The following is a 20,358-nucleotide window of genomic DNA, read 5'->3' on the forward strand; positions in this document are numbered from 1 at the left end:
GAATACGGCGGTGTGATGAGGGAGGAACCGGAACTCGTGAGCGAAGCGCCTGCACCGGGACGAGCGGAACTGGGGGACTCGGAGGTGCTCGCGGCGGTGGCCGCCGCCGTGGACGTCCCCCGCACGGAAGTGACACTCGACGCCGACCCGTTCGAGCTCGGGCTCGACTCCCTGGGGCTCATCCGGCTCACGGCCGACTGGCGCCGTCAGGGCATCGGGGTCGGTTACGAGCAGCTCGCCGAGGCGGCGACGCTGCGGGAATGGCTGGCCATTCTGAGCGCCGCCCCGGCCACAGTGCTGTCGGACGAGTCGGACACCCCGGGGCCGACACGGGCCGGCCTGCCCGAAGCGGACGCACAGAGGTGGGACGAGGAGCCCTCGGACGGTGCGTTCCCCTTGGCCGTCATGCAGCACGCCTATTGGATCGGACGCCAGGACGACCAGCCCCTCGGCGGCGTCGGGGCGCACTTCTACGCCGAACTCGACGGAACCGGCCTCGACCCCGAGCGCCTCGCCGCCGCCGTGACCGAGCTGCGCCGACGTCACGAGATGCTGCGGGTCAAGGTGCTCGACGACGGTCGGCAGCAGATTCTCGCCGAGCCCGTACAACCGGCCATCACGGTGCACGACTTCACCCAGGAACCGGCCGACGGCTGCGCCGAGGGGCTCGAGCGGCTGCGGGACCGCCACACCCACCGCCGTATGGACGTCGAGCAGGGTGAGGTGTTCGACGTCGCGCTCAGTCTGCTGCCCGACAACCGGACCCGCCTCCACATCGATCTCGACATGGTCGGCGCCGACGCAGCCAGCATGCGTGTCCTCCTGGCGGACCTCCGGCACCTCTACGACGATCCGGACACCCCGCTGCCGGACATCGGCCACAGCTACCGGGACCATCTGCGGGAGAGCCGGGTGCGCCGGAAGGCCGAAGTGGCCGCGGCGCGCGACTGGTGGCGCGAGCGGCTGGACGGACTGAGCGCCCCGCCCCGACTGCCCACGGTCGTCGACCCGCTCAGCCCGGAATCCGCCGCACCGCGGTACCACCGGACCGTTCGCCTGCACCACCACCTGACGTCCCGGCGCAAGCGTGTCCTGCTCGAGCGGGCCAGGCAGCAACGAGTGACCCCGACGGCGGTGCTGGCCGCCGCGTTCGCCGAGGTGCTCGCCGCCTGGAGCGCCGAGCCGAGGTTCCTGCTCAACCTCCCCCTGTTCGACCGGGACCTGAGCCGGCCCGGCACCGAACTGCTGATCGGTGACTTCAGCAGCTCCGTCCTGCTGGACGTCGACCTCGCCACCGAGCGCCCGTTCGCCGACTCGGCACGGGGCATCCAGGCGGAGCTGCGCAGAACCATCGCGCGCGGCTCGTACTCGGGTGTCGAGGTCCTGCGGGACCTCTCCCGTGCCGCGGGGGGCACGCCCGTCCTCGCGCCCGTCGTGTACACCAGCGCCCTCGGCCTCGGGGAGGTCTACGACCGCGCCGTGCGGAAGACCTTCGGCGAGCCTTCCTGGATCATCTCCCAGGGCCCCCAGGTGTGGCTGGACGCACAGGTGACCGAGCTGGACGGCGGCCTCCTGCTCAACTGGGACGTCAGGGAGGAGCTGTTCGCGTCCGGCGTGCCCGCCGCGGCCTTCGACGCCTACCGGAACCTGCTGGAGACCCTGCTGGACGACGAGGACGCGTGGGCCCGCCCCGTGGGGACCCAGCTTCCTGTCGACCAGGCCCGTGTCCGTGAGCGCGTCAACGACACCGACGCGCCCGCAGTGGCCGAGCGTCTGCACGAGGGGTTCCACCGGGCCGCGTCCGAGCAGCCCGAACGGGTGGCGCTGATCGACGAGACGGGCCGCCCCCTCACGTACCAGGAACTGCGGACCTGGGCCGGGCGCGTCACCGCGCTGCTCACCGACGCCGGTGTCCGGCGGGGTGACTCGGTCGCGGTGCGTCTCACCAGGGGGGCCGGACAGGTCGCGGCGGTACTCGGCGTGCTGGGAGCCGGCGCGACCTACGTTCCCGTCGGTGTGCACCAGCCCGCCGAGCGTGCGGCGCGCGTCCTGGAGGCCGCCGCGGCGACGGCGGTGCTGACCGACGTGCCCGGCGCGGTGGAGCTGTCCGCCCGGGCCGACGGCGGTTCGCCCCGCGTCCTCACCCTCGACGCGGCCGACGCCCTGCAGCCCGCGTCTCCGGTGCTGGACCAGCCTGTCTCGTCGGTCGCCTACACGATCTTCACCTCCGGGTCCACCGGTGCCCCGAAGGGGGTGGACGTCTCCCACGGCGCCGCGATGAACACCCTCGCCGCGATCAACGCGCGCTTCGGGGTGCGGGCGTCCGACCGCGGACTGGCCCTGGCCGAGCTGGACTTCGACATGGCGGTCTACGACCTGTTCGGACCGCTGTCGGCGGGCGGCTCGGTCGTCCTGATCGACGAGGCGGCCCAACGCGACCCGCAGCACTGGATCCGACTGATGCGTGAGCACCGGATCACCCTGGTCAACTGCGTCCCCGCCCTGCTCGACATGACCCTCACCGCGGCCGAGGCCGACCCCGAGGGACTGGGCGACACGCTGCGGCTGGTCCTGCTCGGCGGTGACTGGGTGGGCATGGACCTGCCGGGACGCCTGCACGCCCTGGTACCCGACGCGCGGTTCGTCGCGCTGGGCGGCATGACCGAGGCCGCGGTGCACTCGACGGTCTTCGAGGTCGACGAGGTCGACCCGGGCTGGGCCTCCATCCCCTGGGGCGTCCCGCTGCCCAACATGCGGGCCCGCGTGGTCGACGCGCGGGGCAGGGACTGTCCGGACTGGGTCGCGGGAGAGCTGTGGATGAGCGGCGCCGGACTGGCCGAGGGCTACCGCGGCGACCCCGACCGCACTGCCGAGAAGTTCGTCCCGCACGAGGGCAGGCGCTGGTACCGGACCGGCGACCGCGCCCGGTACCGCTCCGACGGCGTGCTGGAGTTCCTCGGCCGCGTGGACCACCAGATCAAGCTGCGCGGACACCGCATCGAACTCGGTGAGGTGGAAGCCGCGGCCGCCGGCCGGCCCGACGTCTCCGGCTGCGTGGCCCTGGTGACCGGCCGGCCGGCCCAGCTGGCCCTCGTCGCCGCCGGCACCCCCACGGAAAAACCCACCGAGACCGACCTGCGGGACAGCCTCACACAGCGGCTTCCCGCCTACATGGTCCCCTCCCGCATCGAGATCGTCGACACCCTCCCGCTGACGGCCAACGGCAAGCCCGACCGCAAGAAGGCCGCGGCACTGGTGGAGGCGGGAGCGGCGGCCTCCGGACACGGACGCGGCGAGCCGCCCATGGGCTGGGCGGAGACCACCCTCGCCCAGGTCTGGTCCGAACTCCTCGGCGCCTCCGACGTCGGACGCGACGACGACTTCTTCGCACTCGGCGGGGACTCCCTGCTGGCCACCCGCGTGATCGCCGCTCTGCGCGCACGCGATGTCGGAGGGGCGCGCGTCGCCCAGCTGTTCGCCCGCCCCGAGCTGGCCGACTTCGCCGCGACCCTCACCCGGCAGAAACACCGTGCCACGACCCTGGGCACCGGCGACGTCGCCGACCGGCACGAGCCGTTCCCGCCCACCGACGTGCAGCGCGCCTTCTGGATCGGCCGCGACGACCGGTTGCCGCTCGGTGGTGTGGGCACCTACCACTACAGCGAGTTCGACGGCGTCGACGTCGACCTGGCCCGCATCGAACGTGCCTGGCAGACGCTGATCCAGCGCCACGAGATGCTCCGCGCGGTCTTCGACCACGAAGGCCGGCAACGGATCCTGCGCGACGTGCCCCGCTTCACCGTCCCGGTCACCGAGGTCGGCACGGAGGACGAGGCGCCCGCCGTGCTGGACAGCCTGCGCGCCGAGTCGTCCCACCGGCGCCTGGACCTCACCCGGTGGCCCCTCTTCGACATCCGGGCCGTGCGCTATCCGAGCGGCGGCCGCACACGGACCCGGCTGGCCGTCGGACTCGACTACATCGTCCTCGACGGCGCCTCCATCATGGCCCTCTACGCCGAACTGGACGCGCTCCACGCCGATCCGGACACCGAACTGCCCGCCATCGACATCTCCTTCCGGGACTACGTCCTCGACGTCGTCCCGGAGAAGGACGACGTCGAGCGGGCCCGCGAGTACTGGCTGCGCAGGCTGGACGACCTGCCGCCCGCCCCCGAACTGCCGCTCGCCGGCGACCCGGCCGCGGTGACCCGCCCCTGGTTCACCCGCCGCAGCCGGCCGCTGGCGGCCGACCGGTGGGAGACGCTGAGGGAGCGGGCCCGGCAGCACGGGCTGACGCCCTCGGTGGTGCTGCTGATCTGCTACGTGGAGGTCCTGGCGGCCTGGAGCGACCAGGACGGGGTCACCGTCAACCTGACCCTGTTCAACAGGCTGCCGGTGCATCCCCACATCAACCGTCTGGTCGGCGACTTCACGTCGGTGTCGCTGATCGGCCACAAGCCCCGGCCCGGCGAGAGCTGGCTCGACGCCGCGCACCGGCTCCAGCAGGTCATGGGCGAGGACCTGGACCACAGGGAGGCGTCCGCGATCTGGCTCATGCAGGAGCTCGCCCGGCGCACGGGCACGGTCGAGGCCGCCATGCCCGTGGTCTTCAGCAGCACGGTGGGCGTGGGCGACCGGGCGGCCAAGGACCTGAGCGGGACCTTCCCGGCCAAGGTCTTCGGCATCTCGCAGACGCCGCAGGTCATGCTCGACAACCAGGTGACGGAGTCCTCCGGCGGCATCCTGGTGAGCTGGGACGCCATCGAAGAGCTGTTCCGTCCCGGAGTGCTGGACGCCATGTTCGACTCCTACTGCCGCATGCTCGACCGGCTGGCCGACGAGGACTGGCAGCCCGGTCCGCTCCCCGCCGCGCTGCCGCCCGAGCAGAAGGAAGCGCGGGAACGGATCACCGGCGCCCCCGGGCCCGTCCCCGCCGGCCTCCTGCACGAGGACGTGTTCCGACGGGCCGAGGCCGACCCGGACCGTACGGCGCTCCTCATGCCGGACGGCGACATCCTCACGTACGGCCGACTCGCGGAGCGCGCCACCCTGATGGCAGGAGGGCTGGCCCACCACGGCGTCCGCCCCGGTGACACGGTGGCGCTCCTGCTGCCCGGCGGAGTCGACCAGATCGTGGCGGCCCTCGGAACCCTGGCCGCGGGCGCCGCCTACCTGCCGCTGCGGCCCGCAGCGGACGTCGACGTCGCGGCGGGGCACTGCGAGTCGGCGGGGGCCGCCCTCGTCGTCACCGGCGCCCCCGGCGCCGGTATCGGCGGAGTACGGACGGTCACCGTCTCCGACGTCATGGCGTCAGCCACTCCGGCCGCACCGTTCCGCGGTGATCCAGGCACTCCCGCTCACGTCCGCCTCACCGAGCACGGCCCTCTGACCTTCAGCCACGCGGCGGTCCAGGGCACGCTGACGGACATCCGGGCGCGGTACTCGGTGGGCGAGGGGGACCGGGGGATCGCGCTGTCCGAACCGGACACCGTACGCTCCGTGTTCGACGTCTTCGGTCTGCTCGGTACCGGCGCGACGCTCGTACTGCCCGGCATCGCCGATCGTGCCGACATCGCCGCGCTGGCGCGGCTCACGGTCCGGCACGACGTCACGGTGTGGAACAGCACTCCGTTCCTGCTGGACCGGCTCCTCACCGAAGCGGAATCGCCGGCGGCCGAAGCCCGTGTTCCCGCCCGGCTTCGCCTGGCGATGGTCTCGGGCGGCCGAGTGGGCCACGACCTGCCGCGCAGACTGCGCGACCTGGCAGGCCGGGGATGCCGGTTCGTCTCGCTCAGCACCGTGCCCGGCACGGCTCTGTGGGCCGGCGCGTACGAGCCGCCCACAGCGGATCCCGCCGATGCGACGCCCATGCCGTCCGGCCTGCCGCTCGCCGGCCGGCGGCACCGCGTGGTCGACGCCGCCGGACGGGACTGCCCGGACTGGGTCGGCGGTGAACTGTGGATCAGCGATGAGGGGATCACGGAGCAGGCCGGGGGCGGGCACCTCAGCCGGATCGTCGAACAGGACGGGACACGCTGGTACCGCACCGGAAGCCGGGCGCGCCACCGGCCGGACGGAACGCTCGACCTGCTCGGACGCTCCGGGCAGTCGATCCGGATCGGCGGTCGGCGCGTCGAACCGGACGAGGTCGAGGCAGCCCTCGAGACGCACCCGGGAATCGCCCGCGCGGTGGTCCTCGTCACCGGAGCGGAGGACGACCGCAGGCTGCACGCGGTGATCGTCCCGGTGGGCGAGCGGCCGACGGGTGTCCCCGAGCACCTGGAGAGGCTCCTCCCCGCGCACGCCACACCCGGCCGCTTCGCGTTCGTCGACGGGCTCGGCCGGTTGCCCGTCGCTGACGACGGAGACATCGACCGGACCGCGCTCGCGGCTTCGGTGGCCTCGGAGAACGAGGCCGGGGGGCCGCCGAAGGGCGAGGTCGAGCGCCGTATCGCGGCCATCTGGTCCGACCTTCTCGGCACCGGAGTACACGACCGCAACGCCAACTTCTTCAGCGAGGGCGGCGACAGCCTCACAGCTCTGCGCCTCGTCGGAGCCGTCAACGAGTTCTTCGGCACGGACGTACCCGTACGTGCCTTCCTGGCGGCATCGACCCTGGCAGACCTGGCAGCGCGCATCGAGAGCACGCAGGTCACCGATGAGTTCGAAGAGAGTGGAGAGATATGAAAGCGCAGGACATCGTCGCGGACCTGGAGCGGCACGGCATCCGGCTCTGGGAGGAGGACGGCAAGCTGCGCTTCCGCGCCCCCCAGGGCGCACTCACCGAGGAGCGGCGCGCGCTGCTGCGTTCGCGTCGTGAGGACGTGCTGGCCCATCTGTCCGAACGGGCGCAGGCCACCCGCCTCGTCCCCGAACCCGACGCCGCCCACCAGCCGTTCCCGCTGACCGACATCCAGGGCGCGTACCTGGTCGGCCGCGGCAGTGCCTACGGCTACGGCGGCGTCGCCTGCCACGTCTACACCGAACTCGCCTACCCCGCCGACACCGATCCGGACCGGCTGAACGAGGCATGGTGGGCGATCGTGGAACGGCACGACATGCTGCGGGCGGTCGTGCACCCGGACGGTTCCCAGGAGGTGCTGCCCGGCATCCCCGCGACACCGATCCCCGTCGAGGACATGAGGGGGGCCTCGGCGGCGGACGTGGAGCGCCGAGTGGCGGACGTCCGTGACGAACTGGCCGCACGGGTACCCCCCACCGACCGGCCGCCGCTCTTCGAGCTCCGGATGACCCGCTGTGACGACGCACTGCTGCTGCACCTGTCCATCGACCAGCTCATCGTGGACTACGCCAGCCTCCTGATCGTCCTCGCGGAGCTGGAGGACGTGTACCACGGCCGGCCACTGGCGCCGCTGAACGCCCGGTTCCGCGACTACGTGCTGGCGCGCCGCCGCCAGACGCTCACCAGCGAGTACAACCGGCACCGCGATTACTGGCTGCGGCGCCTTCCCGACCTGCCCGGCCCCCCGGAGCTGCCGCTCACGGACGGCACCGGAGCCCTCGGCTCCTTCCGCCGGTACGAGACCGTGATGAGCGCCGAGCAGCGCAAGGCGTTCGAAGCCAACGCCGCGGCGCTGGGGATCCCCATGTCCGCCGCGGCCCTGACCGCCTTCGCCGAAGTGATCGGCCGGTGGAGCCGCAACCCCGAGTTCATGCTCAACCTCCCCACCTTCACCCGGCTTCCGCTGCACGAGGACGTCGACCGGCTGGTGGGCGACTTCACCTCCGTCGAACTGCTCGCCGTGGACCTGCGGGAGCCGCAGGCCTTCGCCGACCGCGTCCGCACCGTGAGCTCCAACCTGCTGGAGGACCTGGCCCACTCGCTGTTCACGGGCAGCCAGGTGCTGACCGAGATGGCCCGGCTCCGCGAGGCCCAGACCCTCCTCATGCCGGTCGTGTTCACCAGCACCCTCGGCTCCGCCACCATGCGGCAGCCGGAGGCCGTGGTCCGGCACGCCCAGACGCAGACGCCGCAGGTCTGGATCGACTGCCAGGTGATGGAGCGCGGCGACGGTCTCGCGCTGAGCTGGGACGTGCGGGAAGGCGTCCTCGCGGAGGGCACCGCCGACGACCTGTTCAGCGCCTTCACCGCCCTCATGCACCGCCTGGCCCAGGACCCCGGCAGCTGGTCGGCACCCGCGGAGATCGACCTTCCCGAGCACACCCGTGCCGTGCGCGCGCGTGTGAACGACACCAGCGCTCCGGTCCCCCGTGCCCTGCTGCACGAGGCCGTGCTCGACACCGCGCGCCGCACCCCGGACCGCGTGGCCGTCCTCGACCAGGACCGCGAGGTCACCTACCGCGAGCTGGTCGCGCGGGCCAGCGGCGTCGCCCGGGCCCTGACGACGAGGGGCGTCACTTCCGGGCAGATCGTGGCGATCACGATGGACAAGGGCTGGGAGCAGGCGGCCGGCGTCCTCGGTGTGCTCATGGCCGGTGCCGCCTACCTGCCGCTGGACACCACGCAGCCGCCCCGGCGCCGCGACGCGATCCTGGCCGACGCCGAGGCGCGGGCCGTCCTCACCCAGTCCTGGCTGGCCGACGGCGACCGGCCGGACGGCATCCCGGTCATCGCGGTGGACGTCCTCCCCGACAGCGAGGCCGCCGCACCCGAGACACAGGCCGAGCCCGACTCCCTGGCCTACGTCATCTACACCTCGGGTTCGACGGGCGCGCCGAAGGGCGTGATGATCAGCCACGCCGCCGCGCTGAACACCGTCGTCGACATCAACCGCCGGTTCGCGGTCACGGAACACGACCGTGTCTTCGCCCTGGCCCAACTCGGCTTCGACCTGTCCGTCTACGACCTGTTCGGCCCGCTGTCCGTGGGCGCGACCGTGGTGATGCCCCACCCCGAACGTCGGGGCGACCCCTCCAGCTGGGCCGAGACGGTCAGGCGGGAGAACGTCACCGTCTGGAACTCGGTGCCCGGGCAGCTCCAGATGCTCCACGACTACCTGCGCTCCGACGACCCGCCACTGCCCTCCGTCCGGCTCATGATGCTCTCCGGGGACTGGATCCCCGTCAGCCTCCCGGACGCGGTCCGGCGCTGGGCCCCCGCCGCCGAGGTGCACAGTCTGGGCGGCGCCACCGAGGCGTCCATCTGGTCCATCCACCACCCGGTCTCCGACACCGACCGCGCCCGGCGCAGCATTCCGTACGGCAAGCCACTGGCCAACCAGGCCTTCCACGTCCTCGACTCCGCACTGCGGCCCCGTCCGGACCTGGTCACCGGCGACCTGTACATCGGCGGAGTCGGCCTGGCCCAGGGGTACTTCGGCGACGCCGAGCGCACCGCGGCGGCGTTCATCGAGCACCCGGTCACCGGCGAGCGGCTCTACCGCACCGGCGACCTCGGGCGCTACCACCCGGACGGCGTCATCGAGTTCCAGGGCCGGGCGGACACCCAGGTGAAGATCCGCGGCTACCGGATCGAACTCGGTGAGATCCAGGCGGCCGTCGAGTCCCTCCCCTCCGTCGGCGCGGCGGCCGTCGTCGTGGCGGGCGGTCGCGGCGACGCCGGCCGGACGACCCCCCGTACGCTCGCCGCCTTCGTCGAGCCCGCCCACCTCAGCGAACCGCTGCCGGTGCCGGCCTCGCTCCAGTCCGTCTTCGAGCGGGCCATGCGGGACGCGGCCAAGGGCATCGACCTGCCCGCGCTCACGGCCTTCCGCACGGCACTGAACGCCGCCGCGCTGTCCGCCGTGTGCGAGACGCTCGCCCCCGCGTTCGCCGGACCGGAAGAGCCCCGGACGGCCGACCGGATCTGCGAGACGCTGGAGGTCGACCCGGCGCACCACCGTCTGGTCCGCCGCTGGCTGCGCGGTCTGGTGGCGGCGGGCAGGCTCAGGGAGGACGCCGGTGGTTACCGGGACCTGTCCGTCCCCGCCCTCGGGGCCACCGAGCAGGCGTGGGAGGACGCGGCCGCACGCGAACGCGAGGCGCAGTGGAGCCCCGAGCTGTTCGCCATGGTCCGCAACTGCGCGCGCATCCTGCCGTCGCTGCTCACCGGCCGGGCCGACCCGGTGGACCTGCCGTTCTCCGGCGCCTCGGCCGACGCGCTCGACGCCGCCTACAAGAGCAACCCCGCGGCCCACGCGCTGCACCGGGTGCTCGTGGCCGGCGTCACGGAGATGGCCCGTGACCGTCCGGAGGGCACCCCCCTGCGCGTGATGGAGGTCGGCCTGCGCGGTGGCGGTGCCGTGACCGAGCTCGTGCCCGCCCTGGGGGACGCCGCCTTCGACTACCTGGCCACCGATCCGTCCTCCCGGCACCGCTCCCGGGTCGAGCAGCGCTTCGCGGACGACCCGCGGGTCCGGTGCGCCTCCTTCGACCCGGCGGAGGACCCCCGCGAACAGGGCTTCCCGCCCCACTCCGTGGACGTGCTGATCTGCGTCGGGGTGCTGGACAACGTCCCGGACGCCGGGGCGGCCCTCGCCCGGCTGACTTCACTGGTCACGGCGGGCGGCTGGCTCGTCCTGCTGCAGAACGCCGGCGACGACGACCACGCCCTGCGGATCTCCACCGAGTTCCTCCCCGAGCACGCGGGACCGTTCACCGACGTCCGCGCGGCGGACGAGCAGTCCTTCCTGACCGCGCAGCAGTGGACCGCGCTGCTCGGTGCGCAGGACGGCCGTATCGCCGCCGAGTACCCCGCCGGACCGGAGGAGGCCGCCGCCTACGGCCGGCGGCTGTACTTCGTGCAGCCCAAGCCGGCACGGGCACCGGTCGCGGTGACGGAACTGAGCAGCCGCTGCGCGGAACTGCTGCCCGAGTACTCGGTGCCGGCCCGGTGGCAGATACTCGATCAGCTGCCGAAGACCGCGAACGGCAAGCTGGACCGCGCCAAGCTCGAGACCTGGGCCGCGCAGACCGACCGGCAGGCCGACGCGCCCACCTCGAGCCGACCCCGGGACGAGCTGGAACGGGCCATCGCGGCCCTGTGGGCCGAGCTGCTGGAGCTGGACGAGGTCGGCCGCGACGACGACCTGTTCGACCTCGGCGGGGACTCCCTGCTCGTGGCACGCATCGTCGGCAGGCTCAGGGACGGGCTCGAAGGCCTGGACGGCCTCGAGTGGGACCTGGAGTGGGAGGTCGTCCTCCGGCACCTGCTGCGCCGGCCCACGGTCGCCGGACTGGCCGATTACCTGCGTGACGTCTCGGTGGACCAGCAGAGCGAGGGGAGCGAGGCCTCCCCGATCGTCACGCTGGTCGAGACGCCCCCGTCGCGGCCGGTGACCGTCCTGGTGCACGCCGGCACCGGCACGCTCCTTCCCTACCGGCCGCTCATCACCGAGATCCGCAACAGGACGGCCGGCCGCAACGGACTGGTCGGCCTGGAGATCCCGGAGCTGGACACGTTCCTCAACGCCGACCCGAACGGACTGATCGACCGGCTCGCCGCACGGTACGTGCGGGCCCTGCTCGACGCCGGACACACGTCCTTCGACGTCGTCGGCTACTGCGTGGGCGGCGTCATCGCCACCGAGGTGGCGCGCGGGCTGACGGAGGCCGGTGCGGAGGTACGCGGCCTCACCGTCATCAGCAGTCACAGCCCGACCTTCCGGATCGACGACGAACTGCTCTCCGAGTACTCCTTCTCCCTGATGATGGGCATGGACCACGCCCACATCGGGTTCCCGGCCGACTCCGACCGGGTGGGCGCCGCGGTCGGCGCCGTACTGGAGCGCTCGCCCGACGCGATCGTCGACGGTGCACTCGCCGACCTCGACGGGGAGTACGCGGACATCGCCGAGGCGTTCACGGACCTCGAGTCGCTGCCGCGCATGGCCCGCGTCACCAGGATGTGCGAGGCGCTGCCTCCCGCGCTGGAGGGCACCTACCAGCCCGAGGGACTGCTGCGCGCGCTGCGCACCTACCAGCAGAGCACGTACGCGCTGAGCCGGCACCGGGCCGAACCGTACGCGGGCGACATCACCTTCCTGCGGCACAACGGCGCGTACCCCTTCCCCGGCAGCGCGGACACCATCACCGACCACTGGGCGAAGATCTGCCTCGGCGACCTGGAGAGCCGCGAGATCCCGGGCGAGCACTTCACCTGCATGACCGGCGACAACGTGCCGACCGTCTTCGGGCATCTGCGCGAGATCATCGAAGGGATGGAAGCGTGATCGGCATCCTGGGAGCGTCCGGGACGGTGGGGCACCACGTCGCCGCCGCCCTGGCGCGAGCGGGCGACGGGCCGCTGCGACTGGGCGCCCGCAGGCCCGAGGCGATCCGCGTGGAGACGGACCGGACCGGCGTGGAGACCCGCGCGGTGGACGCGCTGGACGCCGCCTCGCTCGCCGGGTTCTGTGCGGGCTGCCGCGTGGTCGTGAACTGCGCCGGGCCCAGCTACGCGCTGAAGGACACGGTGGCCCGGGCCGCCCTCACCGCGGATGCCGACTACGTCGACGTCCTCGGCGACGACCCGGTGCACGAGGCGCTGACCGCCACCGGCGCGGTGCCGGCCGGCCGTACCGTCGTGCTGTCGGCCGGCACCGTGCCCGGCCTCTCCCTCCTGGTCCACCGGCGGCTGACGGAACTGGCCGAGCGGGACGCGACGCGTGCGACGCGCCTGGTCGCCTACGCCGGCGGACTGGAACGCGCCACCGCGACCGTCGCCGCCGACATCCTGCTCTCGCTGGATGTCGGCGGTGCGGGCGGCGAGCCCTACGGGCATCCGCTGGCGGCCTGGCGCAACGGTCGGCGCGTCCCGCGCGCGTTGCGCGTGAACGAGAACGCCGAGGTGCCGCACTACCCGCAACGCGTCGCCCTGCAGCCGCTGCTGACCGCGGAGACGGAACGCGGCGCGCGCACCACCGGCCTGGCCGAGGCCGAGTGGTACAACGTCTTCCCGGGCAGCCAGGTGCGCGCCCTGTTCACCGCGCTTCCGACCCTGCCCGTCGACACGCCCGAGCAGCGGGAGGAACTGGTCCGGCGCATCATCCGGGCGGGCGAGATCGACCTGGCGGGCGCCGAGCCCTACTACCGCCTGGTGCTCACCCTGTCGGGACCGGACCGGCGCCGCACCGCCGTCGTGCGCACGGACGACAGCTACCGGCTGACGGCGGCCGTGGCCGCACACACCGTCCGCGCCCTCGGGAACGGCCGTGTCCCACCCGGTCTGCACTTCGCGGGGGACGTCCTGGAGCCCGCCGAGGCGATCGACGAGCTGACCCGCACCGGGGCGGCGGACTTCTCGGTCTACGAAGGCGAAGGCCACACCGGCGAGCAGGCGGGCGACGACTTCGAGGACGGTGAGCTGTGAACGCCTCCCCCGGTCGGCCGCTGCGGACGGTGGTGGCCGGCACCAACTTCGGCCGGTTCTACATCGACGCCGTACGCGAGCACCCGGACTTCGAGCTGGCGGGCATCCTCGCCAAGGGGAGCAGCCAGTCCCGGGAGACCGCCGAACGGCTCGGTGTGCCCTGCTGCACCGGTGTCGACGAGCTGCCCGACGACATCGACGTGGCCTGCGTCGTCGTTCCGTCGGCCGTGATGGGAGGGTCCGGGACCGAGCTGAGCCAGGCGCTCCTGCACCGGGGGGTGCATGTGCTCCAGGAGCACCCCCTGCATCCGGACGAGCTGTCGGACACCCTGCGCGTCGCCAGGAAACGGAAGCTGCAGTACCGCGTCAACACCCATTACGTCCACGTGGAGCCCGTGCGCGTCTTCCTCGAAGCGGCACGTCGACTCCGCGCCCGGCAAAGAGTGTTGTACGTCGACGCGGCGTCCCCGGTGCACGTACTGGCTCCCCTGATCGACATCCTGGGCAGGGCGCTCGGCGGCCTGCGCCCGTGGCACCTCGGGGACGTCGCGGCCGTCGGGGACGAGGTGCTCGCCGCGTCCGACGGACGGGCGCCGGTGCGGACGCTGCACGGCGCCCTGGCCGGAGCACCTCTGACGCTGCGCGTGCAGAACCAGATCCATCCGGGGGACCGGGACAACCACGCGCTCTTCTGGCACCGCGTGGCCATCGCCACCGAGGGCGGCGTGCTGACGCTCGCGGACACCCACGGACCGGTGCTCTGGCACCCCCGGATGCACTCGCCGCGCGACGACGGGCACCGGCTCGTCTTCCGGTCCGGTCCCGGCGCGGAGTGGCTGAAGCTGCCGACGCATTCCGTCGTCGGTGATCCCGCGCAGGATCCGCACAGCTTCGACGGGGTCTTCTCCGACCTGTGGCCGTCGGCGGTGACCGATGCGCTCAGCGCGTTGCGCGATGCGATAGGGGAGGGCACGGACGTCCTGCGTACCGCGCAGCACGACCTGGCCGTCTTCCACGTCTGGCGGGATCTGATGGCCCGCCTCGGTCCTCCCGAACTGATCCGCCCGCCCGCGCCCGCTCCGCTGGCCGTGACAGACCTGATCGTTTCCGGCACCGGTGGTTCGGGGGAGCGTCGTGGCCGCGGGCCGGTCCGGGAGGGCGCGTCACCCACGTCGGCCGAGCCGACGCCGGCCGTGCAGGAGCCGTCCGGCGCCGAGGGCGACGCCCCCGGCGCCGGGTACACCCAGCCGGCCGAGTTCTTCGACCTCGGGGCCCGGGAGCACACGGACCGGACCGGCCCCGCGGTGGTCGCCTCGCTCGCGGGCATCGACCCGAAAACCGGTCCGCTGCTGGACATCGGCGCGGGAAGCGGCCTGGTGACCCGTCAGATAGCCGCCGCCTATCCGGACTGCCGGATCGTCGCGGCCGAGCCCTCGCCGGGTATGCGCGCCATCCTCACCAGCCGGCTCGCGGAGGACCCCGGAATCGGGGAGCGGGTGACGGTGCTGCCCGACGCCGCGAACGACCTCGTCCTGCCCGACCGGATCTGCGGCGCGGTCGCCTGCGGGGTGCTCGGACACCTGGACCCGGACCGGCGCCGTGCGCTGCTGCGGGACCTGGCCGACCGTCTCACGCCGGGCGCGCCGCTCGTCGTCGAGCTCATGGGGCTGTACACCCCGGTGTCGATGCCCGCGACCCGGTTGCGCCAGGCCACTCTCGGCGGCTTGCGCTACGAGTGGTGGATGGCCGGTGAGCCCGCCGGTGAGGAGCTGATGCGTCTGGAGACGACCTGGCGCGTGTTCGACGGGACACGGTTGGTGCGGGAGGTGCGGGACGCGTACCACTGGCACACGGTGACCCTGGACCGGATCGCGGAGGAGGCGGGACTGACGCTCGAGACACCGCCACCGCCCCATGGAGCGGCCGTTCCGCACCTGGGCGTGCTGCGCGGTGCGGAACGGCCGACGGTCACCAGGTGACGAGTACCTGTTCCGGTCCGAAGGCGATGCCTTCGTGCCGGAACCGGACCGCGTGCAGGGGGGCCGCCGCGCGGAGCGTGGGAATACGGTCCAGGAGGGTGCTGATCGCGGTCACCAGTTCCAGGCGGGCAATGTTCTGGCCGACACATTGGTGAATGCCGTAGCTGAATGCGACGTGCTGTTTTCCTTTCCGCTCGAGATTAATTTTCTCGGGCGCTTCGAAGGCATTCTCATCGTGATTTGCTGCCGCCAATAGAGGGATGACTCCATCGCCCTTGCGGATTACGTGCTCCCCGAACTGAATGTCCTCGGTGGCGGTACGCAGGGCGATGGAGTCGCCGACCGAAAGAACGCGAAGGAGTTCTTCGACGGCGGCCGGGAACCTGGTGTGGTCCGCGCGCAGCTCCGCGATCAGGTCCGGGTTCTCCAGCAGTGCCAGCACGCTCAGGGCGATCTGGTTCGTCGTGGTCTCCCAGCCGGCCACGACGAGGATCGCGATGGTCGTGATCAGCTCCTCACGGCTCACCTCGCCGGTGTGCAGCCGCTCGGCTGTCAGTCTGCTGAGCAGGTCGTCGCCGAGGTCGGTCTCGCGTTCCGCGATGATCCCGTCCACCACGGCGGACAGGGCGCCGATGCCCTCCGCCGCGCCTTCCGCGGTGCTGGCGCCGCCACCGAAGACCTGGGAGCCCAGGGTCCCCGTGACGCGCCGGAACCACGGATCGGTGCGTCGTACTCCGATGAGCTCGCACATGACCGTGCTGGACACGGTGTGGGCGAAGTGGGTGACCAGGTCGACCGGGGGGCCGCCGGCGAGCAGTTCGTCGATGCGCTCGTCGACGATGCGCTGGATGTCCCTGCGCATGCGGCGCGCCTTGCGGACGGTCATCTCGGCGAGCAGCATCCGCCGGAACCGCGTGTGCTCGGGCGGGTCCATCCTGATGAACGGCCTCGTCCTGGCGCCCACCTCCTGCTCGCCGTCGACGAGCGCCGGGAAGTTCGGATGGCGGATGTCCGCGCTGACCCGGGGGTCGGCCAGTACCGCACGGACCTCCTGGTAGCCCGTCACGATCCAGGCCTGACGGCCGGTGGGCAGGGCCACCCGGGACACCGGGCCCTGCCTGCGGAGTTCCGCGTACTCCTCCGGTGGGGCGAACGGGCATCCGCGGACCATCGGAAAGGAGTGGGAAGCGGCGCCGGCCGCGTCGGTTTCAGTCATGGCTGTCAAATCCTTTGTACGGCGACATCGGTATCCTAACCATCGCCACCTTCGGTTGCTACAGAAAAGCAATGCATTTACTCGGGCGAAGTTCGAGCAGGGCTGGACGGAACCGGAGATTGATGATGAAGTGGCTGGGGCGGTGACAGTGGGACTGCCTTGTGCAACTCGCGGTACAAGCTGCGGATCGCGGTGGGAGAAAATGGTGAATCAGTCGGTTCTCGGACCTTGGCTGCGCAGGCCGGTGGTTCGGCCCGAAGCGCGTCTGCGCCTCGTGTGCTTCCCGCACGCGGGCGGCGCGGCCTCCTCGTTCCGCCCCTGGCAGCGCCTGCTGCCGGACGAGATCGAGCACGTGACCGTGCAGTACCCGGGCAGGGAGGACCGGTTCGCCGACGGTCCGGTCGACTCGATGGACGTCCTGGTCCGCGAGGTCGTCGACGCCCTCCAGCCGCTGCTCGACCGGCCCTGTGCCCTCTTCGGCCACAGCATGGGCAGCGCGGTCGCCTACGAGGTGGCTCTGGAGCTGCGGCGCCGGGGCCTTCGGGCGCCGGTCCGGTTGCTGGCCGCCGGCCGGGCGTCACCCCATCACGCGGTGGTGGGCGACATCCACCACCAGGACGACAGCGCGCTGATCGACGAACTGGCGCGTTACGGCGGGACGCCTCAGGAGGTGCTCGCGGACCCGGAGCTGCGTGCCGCCATCCTGGGATACGTCCGCGGCGACTACCGGCTGATCGAGACGTACCGGCCGTCCTCCGCCGAGCCGTTGGACTGTCCGGTCAGCGTCTTCTTCGGCTCCCGGGACTCCGAGTGCGGAGCGCGGGACGCCGAGACGTGGTCGAGCACCACACGGCACCCCCTGACCGTCACGGCCTTCGACGGCGGCCACTTCTTCCTCGTCCCCCGGCGCGCCCTGCTGGTCGAGGCCATCGGCCGGGACCTGGGTCTCGACTTCCGCCGCCCCGCGCATACGTGGCCCAGTACCCCCTGAGAGCTGTGAGACCTGAAAGGACGTCACTGTCATGGTCGCGGACTACTACACCGCCTCCGCGGAGTTCTACGAGATGGTGGCCGCGCGCCACGTGCAGACGAGTGCCGGGCCTCTCACCGCCGCCCTGGCGGGAGTCGACACCACGCGCGGCCCCGTCGTCGAGATCGGTGCGGGCACGGGGCGGATCACCGCAGTCATCGCCCAGGCCCTGCTGGGCGTCCCGATCATCGCTGCGGAGCCATCCGTTCCGATGCGGGCGATGCTCACGAGCCGGGTGTTCGGGGACGAGGACCTGCGGAAGCGGGTGACGGTCGTGGCGGAACCCGCTCAGGAGCTCACTCTGCCCGACACCGTCAGCGCGGTGGTGATCTTCGGTGTGGTCGGCCACCTCACCAAGGCCGAACGCGTCGACCTGTGGCGGAACCTGCGCGGCAGACTGCCCGAGGGCGGACCGGTCATCGTGGAGCTGATGGGAGTCGGTACCGCCCGTCGTGTGCCGCCGTTCAGGATGCTGCGCGAGACGATCGGCGAGCAGACCTACGAGTGGTGGACGGAGGCCGAACCCCTCGAGGGTGAAGTGATGCGCTGGCGGACGTCCTGGAAGGTCTTCCGCCGGGGCGAGTTGGTGCGCACCAGCTCCGACGCCTACGACTGGGAGAACCTCAGCCTCGAGCAGCTCGCGCGGGAGGCCGGAATGAGCAGCAGCCTGGTGAGCGCCGCGGGTGTTCCGGGCTCGCCGGAGATCGGCAAGCTGATCCGGTGACGGGGCGGCGACCAGGGCGCCCTCCGCTGTTGCCGTGTCACGGGCGGACCGCCGCCCTCGCGCGAGGACGGCCCATGGGCTCCCGAAGGGTCGACACCCAACCAATCGTATTGACAATCGTTTTCAATAGCGCTTGTATGGGTGGCGCTCGACCCGCCTTGTGGGGCCGTCCTCCTGCGGGTGCGGTGACGGGCCGGCCTTTCCCCCGCCGGGTACGTTCCGTCGAAGGGAGTGACCGCACGTGACGGAGGCAGCGATACGCCGCCGAACGTGCCGCCGGTCCCGCCCCGCCGCGCGAAAGGTCCGCCGGCCGACCGCCGTCAGCACGACAGGCCGGTACGCGGCCCGGGCGCCGGGCTCACCCGGAGACGGGCTCCTCGGGGCGTGGTCACGGCGTCATCGTCGCCCGCGGGACCGCGCGGAGCCCGGCCGCCCGGACATCCCCCGGCCGCCCACTTCCCTCACCACCGCCGCGAGACGGTGCCGCGCCCCCTCATGGGGCGTCGGCCGCACCGTCACAGCCGTCGGCGCCCGCTGCCAACCGGAAAGCGAGAACCTCCCGTGACCCACCGGGAATCCTTCCCCGAGCGCAAACTCACCTTCACCGGCGATCCCGTCGCCGTCGCCGCCGCTCTGTCCGCGAGCACCGACGCACCCCACCTCCTTTACGAGCAGGGCGGCTCCGTCACATGGAGTGAGGGCGAGTCCGTCGTGATCGAGGTGGACGAGACCTCCGTCAGGCTGCACGGCACGGACCTCGAGACCACGGAACTACCCGCGGGAGCTCACCCGTTGGCCACCGCCGGGGAACTCCTCCGGACACGGACCGACGGCGTCGGATCGGCGCACGGCTGGATCTCCTTCGAACTCGCCCACGCCTACCACGGGGGCGGCACGACCGGCGATCGGGCCCTCGCCCGGTTCGTCGTCCCGGAGCGCGAGATCGAACTGACGCCCACCGCAGCCGTACTGCGGGCCGACGGACCGGACGCACTCGACGCTCTGGAAAGACGGCTGCACACCGCCGCGGCCTCGGCCGGTGAGCCCGCCGCCGCGCGCGTCGCCGTCGACCTGGAGGAGCGAGCCGACCGGTACCGCACCGCCGTCGCCGACGTCGTACGCGCCATCCGCGCGGGGGAGCTGGACAAGGCCATCGTCTCCCGCACCGTGTCCGTGCCGGACGACATCGACCTTCCGGCCACCTATGTGGCGGGACGGCGCAGCCACCTGCCGGCCCGTTCCTTCCTGTTGCGGCACGGCGGGTGGGAGGCCGCCGGCTTCAGCCCCGAGATCGTGGCCCGGATCGACGCCGACGGCCTCGTCACGGCCCAGCCGCTGGCCGGCACCCGCGCGCTGACCGGCGACTCCGACGCGGACGCCGCCCGCCGCGCCGAACTCCACCGCGACGCCAAGGAGGTGTACGAGCACGCCGTCTCCGTACGCTTGGTGCAGGAGGAGCTGAACACGGTGTGCCTGCCGGAGTCGGTGCGCACCGAGGAGTTCATGGCCGTGGAGGAACGGGGCAGCGTGCAGCACCTCGCCTCCCGGCTGCGGGGCCGGCTCACGCCCGGCCACGACCGGTGGGACGCGCTCGCCGCGCTGTTCCCCGCGGTGACCGCTTCCGGCATACCCAAGGGGCCCGCGCTCGCGGCGATCAGCCGTGCCGAGGAACAGGAGCGCGGACTGTACAGCGGCGCGGTCGTGCGGCTGGAGGCCGACGGCACCTTGGACGCGGCGTTGGTGCTGCGCACCGTCCTGCGCCGCGGCGACCGGACCTGGCTGCGCGCCGGGGCCGGCATCGTGGCGGGCTCCAACCCGGAACGGGAGCTGGAGGAGACCAGGGAGAAGCTCCGGGCGGTCAGTGGTCATCTGGTGCCCTCCACCCCGGTAACGGGCGCGGGCGACAGCATCCCGGCACCCGTGACCACCTCCGTGACGGCTACCTGAGCCGGGCCGGGCGCCTTCGCGCATGGTGATCGCCGGAACAGGCCGGGGCCACGTCGGCGCCGTCCGTCATGCCCCGGCGGGGTCCGCCTTCGCCGAGCATGCCGGGGCGCCGTTGTCACCGACGAGGCCGTGCAGGCGCCCGACCACACCGGCATCGTCCGTACGGTTGTC

8 protein-coding genes are annotated in these 20,358 nt (G+C 72.4%); 7 read left to right on the forward strand and 1 reads right to left on the reverse strand.

Going from position 1 to position 20,358, the window contains the following annotated elements:
• Positions 1-36 precede the first annotated feature (36 nt).
• From AMK33_RS25965 to AMK33_RS25980, 4 genes are read left to right on the forward strand one after another with little or no spacing between them, the layout of a single operon-like run.
• Entirely contained in the window at positions 37-6,687 is a 6,651-nt protein-coding gene (locus AMK33_RS25965; RefSeq protein ID WP_235618200.1) for a non-ribosomal peptide synthetase, read from the forward strand.
• Positions 6,684-12,152, forward strand: coding sequence for a non-ribosomal peptide synthetase (locus tag AMK33_RS25970; RefSeq protein ID WP_073935390.1), 5,469 nt, complete (start codon positions 6,684-6,686; stop codon positions 12,150-12,152). Before AMK33_RS25965 ends, AMK33_RS25970 begins: the two co-directional genes overlap by 4 nt.
• Complete coding sequence (locus AMK33_RS25975) at positions 12,149-13,291, forward strand: saccharopine dehydrogenase NADP-binding domain-containing protein (protein ID WP_073935391.1); 1,143 nt, start codon at positions 12,149-12,151, stop codon at positions 13,289-13,291. The genes AMK33_RS25970 and AMK33_RS25975 overlap by 4 nt, the downstream gene beginning before the upstream one ends.
• Positions 13,288-15,270, forward strand: a complete 1,983-nt coding sequence (locus AMK33_RS25980; RefSeq protein ID WP_073935392.1) for a Gfo/Idh/MocA family oxidoreductase — start codon at positions 13,288-13,290, stop codon at positions 15,268-15,270. The genes AMK33_RS25975 and AMK33_RS25980 overlap by 4 nt, the downstream gene beginning before the upstream one ends.
• Here the strand turns inward: AMK33_RS25980 and AMK33_RS25985 are convergent.
• Complete coding sequence (locus AMK33_RS25985; protein ID WP_073935393.1) at positions 15,260-16,486, reverse strand: cytochrome P450; 1,227 nt, start codon at positions 16,484-16,486, stop codon at positions 15,260-15,262. The two genes, AMK33_RS25980 and AMK33_RS25985, sit on opposite strands and share 11 nt — an antisense overlap.
• Before the next feature lie 244 nt (positions 16,487-16,730).
• Here AMK33_RS25985 and AMK33_RS25990 point away from each other — a divergent pair, with 244 nt between their 5' ends.
• From AMK33_RS25990 to AMK33_RS26000, 3 genes are all read left to right on the forward strand, one after another.
• Positions 16,731-17,477 carry a thioesterase II family protein gene (locus AMK33_RS25990; RefSeq protein ID WP_235618201.1) on the forward strand — a complete coding sequence of 249 codons (747 nt, stop codon included), beginning with the start codon at positions 16,731-16,733 and terminating at the stop codon, positions 17,475-17,477.
• A 31-nt stretch (positions 17,478-17,508) separates the two neighbouring features.
• Entirely contained in the window at positions 17,509-18,240 is a 732-nt protein-coding gene (locus AMK33_RS25995) for a class I SAM-dependent methyltransferase (protein WP_073935395.1), read from the forward strand.
• Positions 18,241-18,801: 561 nt separating this feature from the next.
• Positions 18,802-20,187, forward strand: a complete 1,386-nt coding sequence (locus AMK33_RS26000; RefSeq protein WP_073935396.1) for a salicylate synthase — start codon at positions 18,802-18,804, stop codon at positions 20,185-20,187.
• Positions 20,188-20,358: the final 171 nt, after the last annotated feature.

It is taken from the genome of Streptomyces sp. CB02400 (genome assembly GCF_001905725.1).
Lineage (GTDB): Bacteria > Actinomycetota > Actinomycetes > Streptomycetales > Streptomycetaceae > Streptomyces > Streptomyces atrovirens.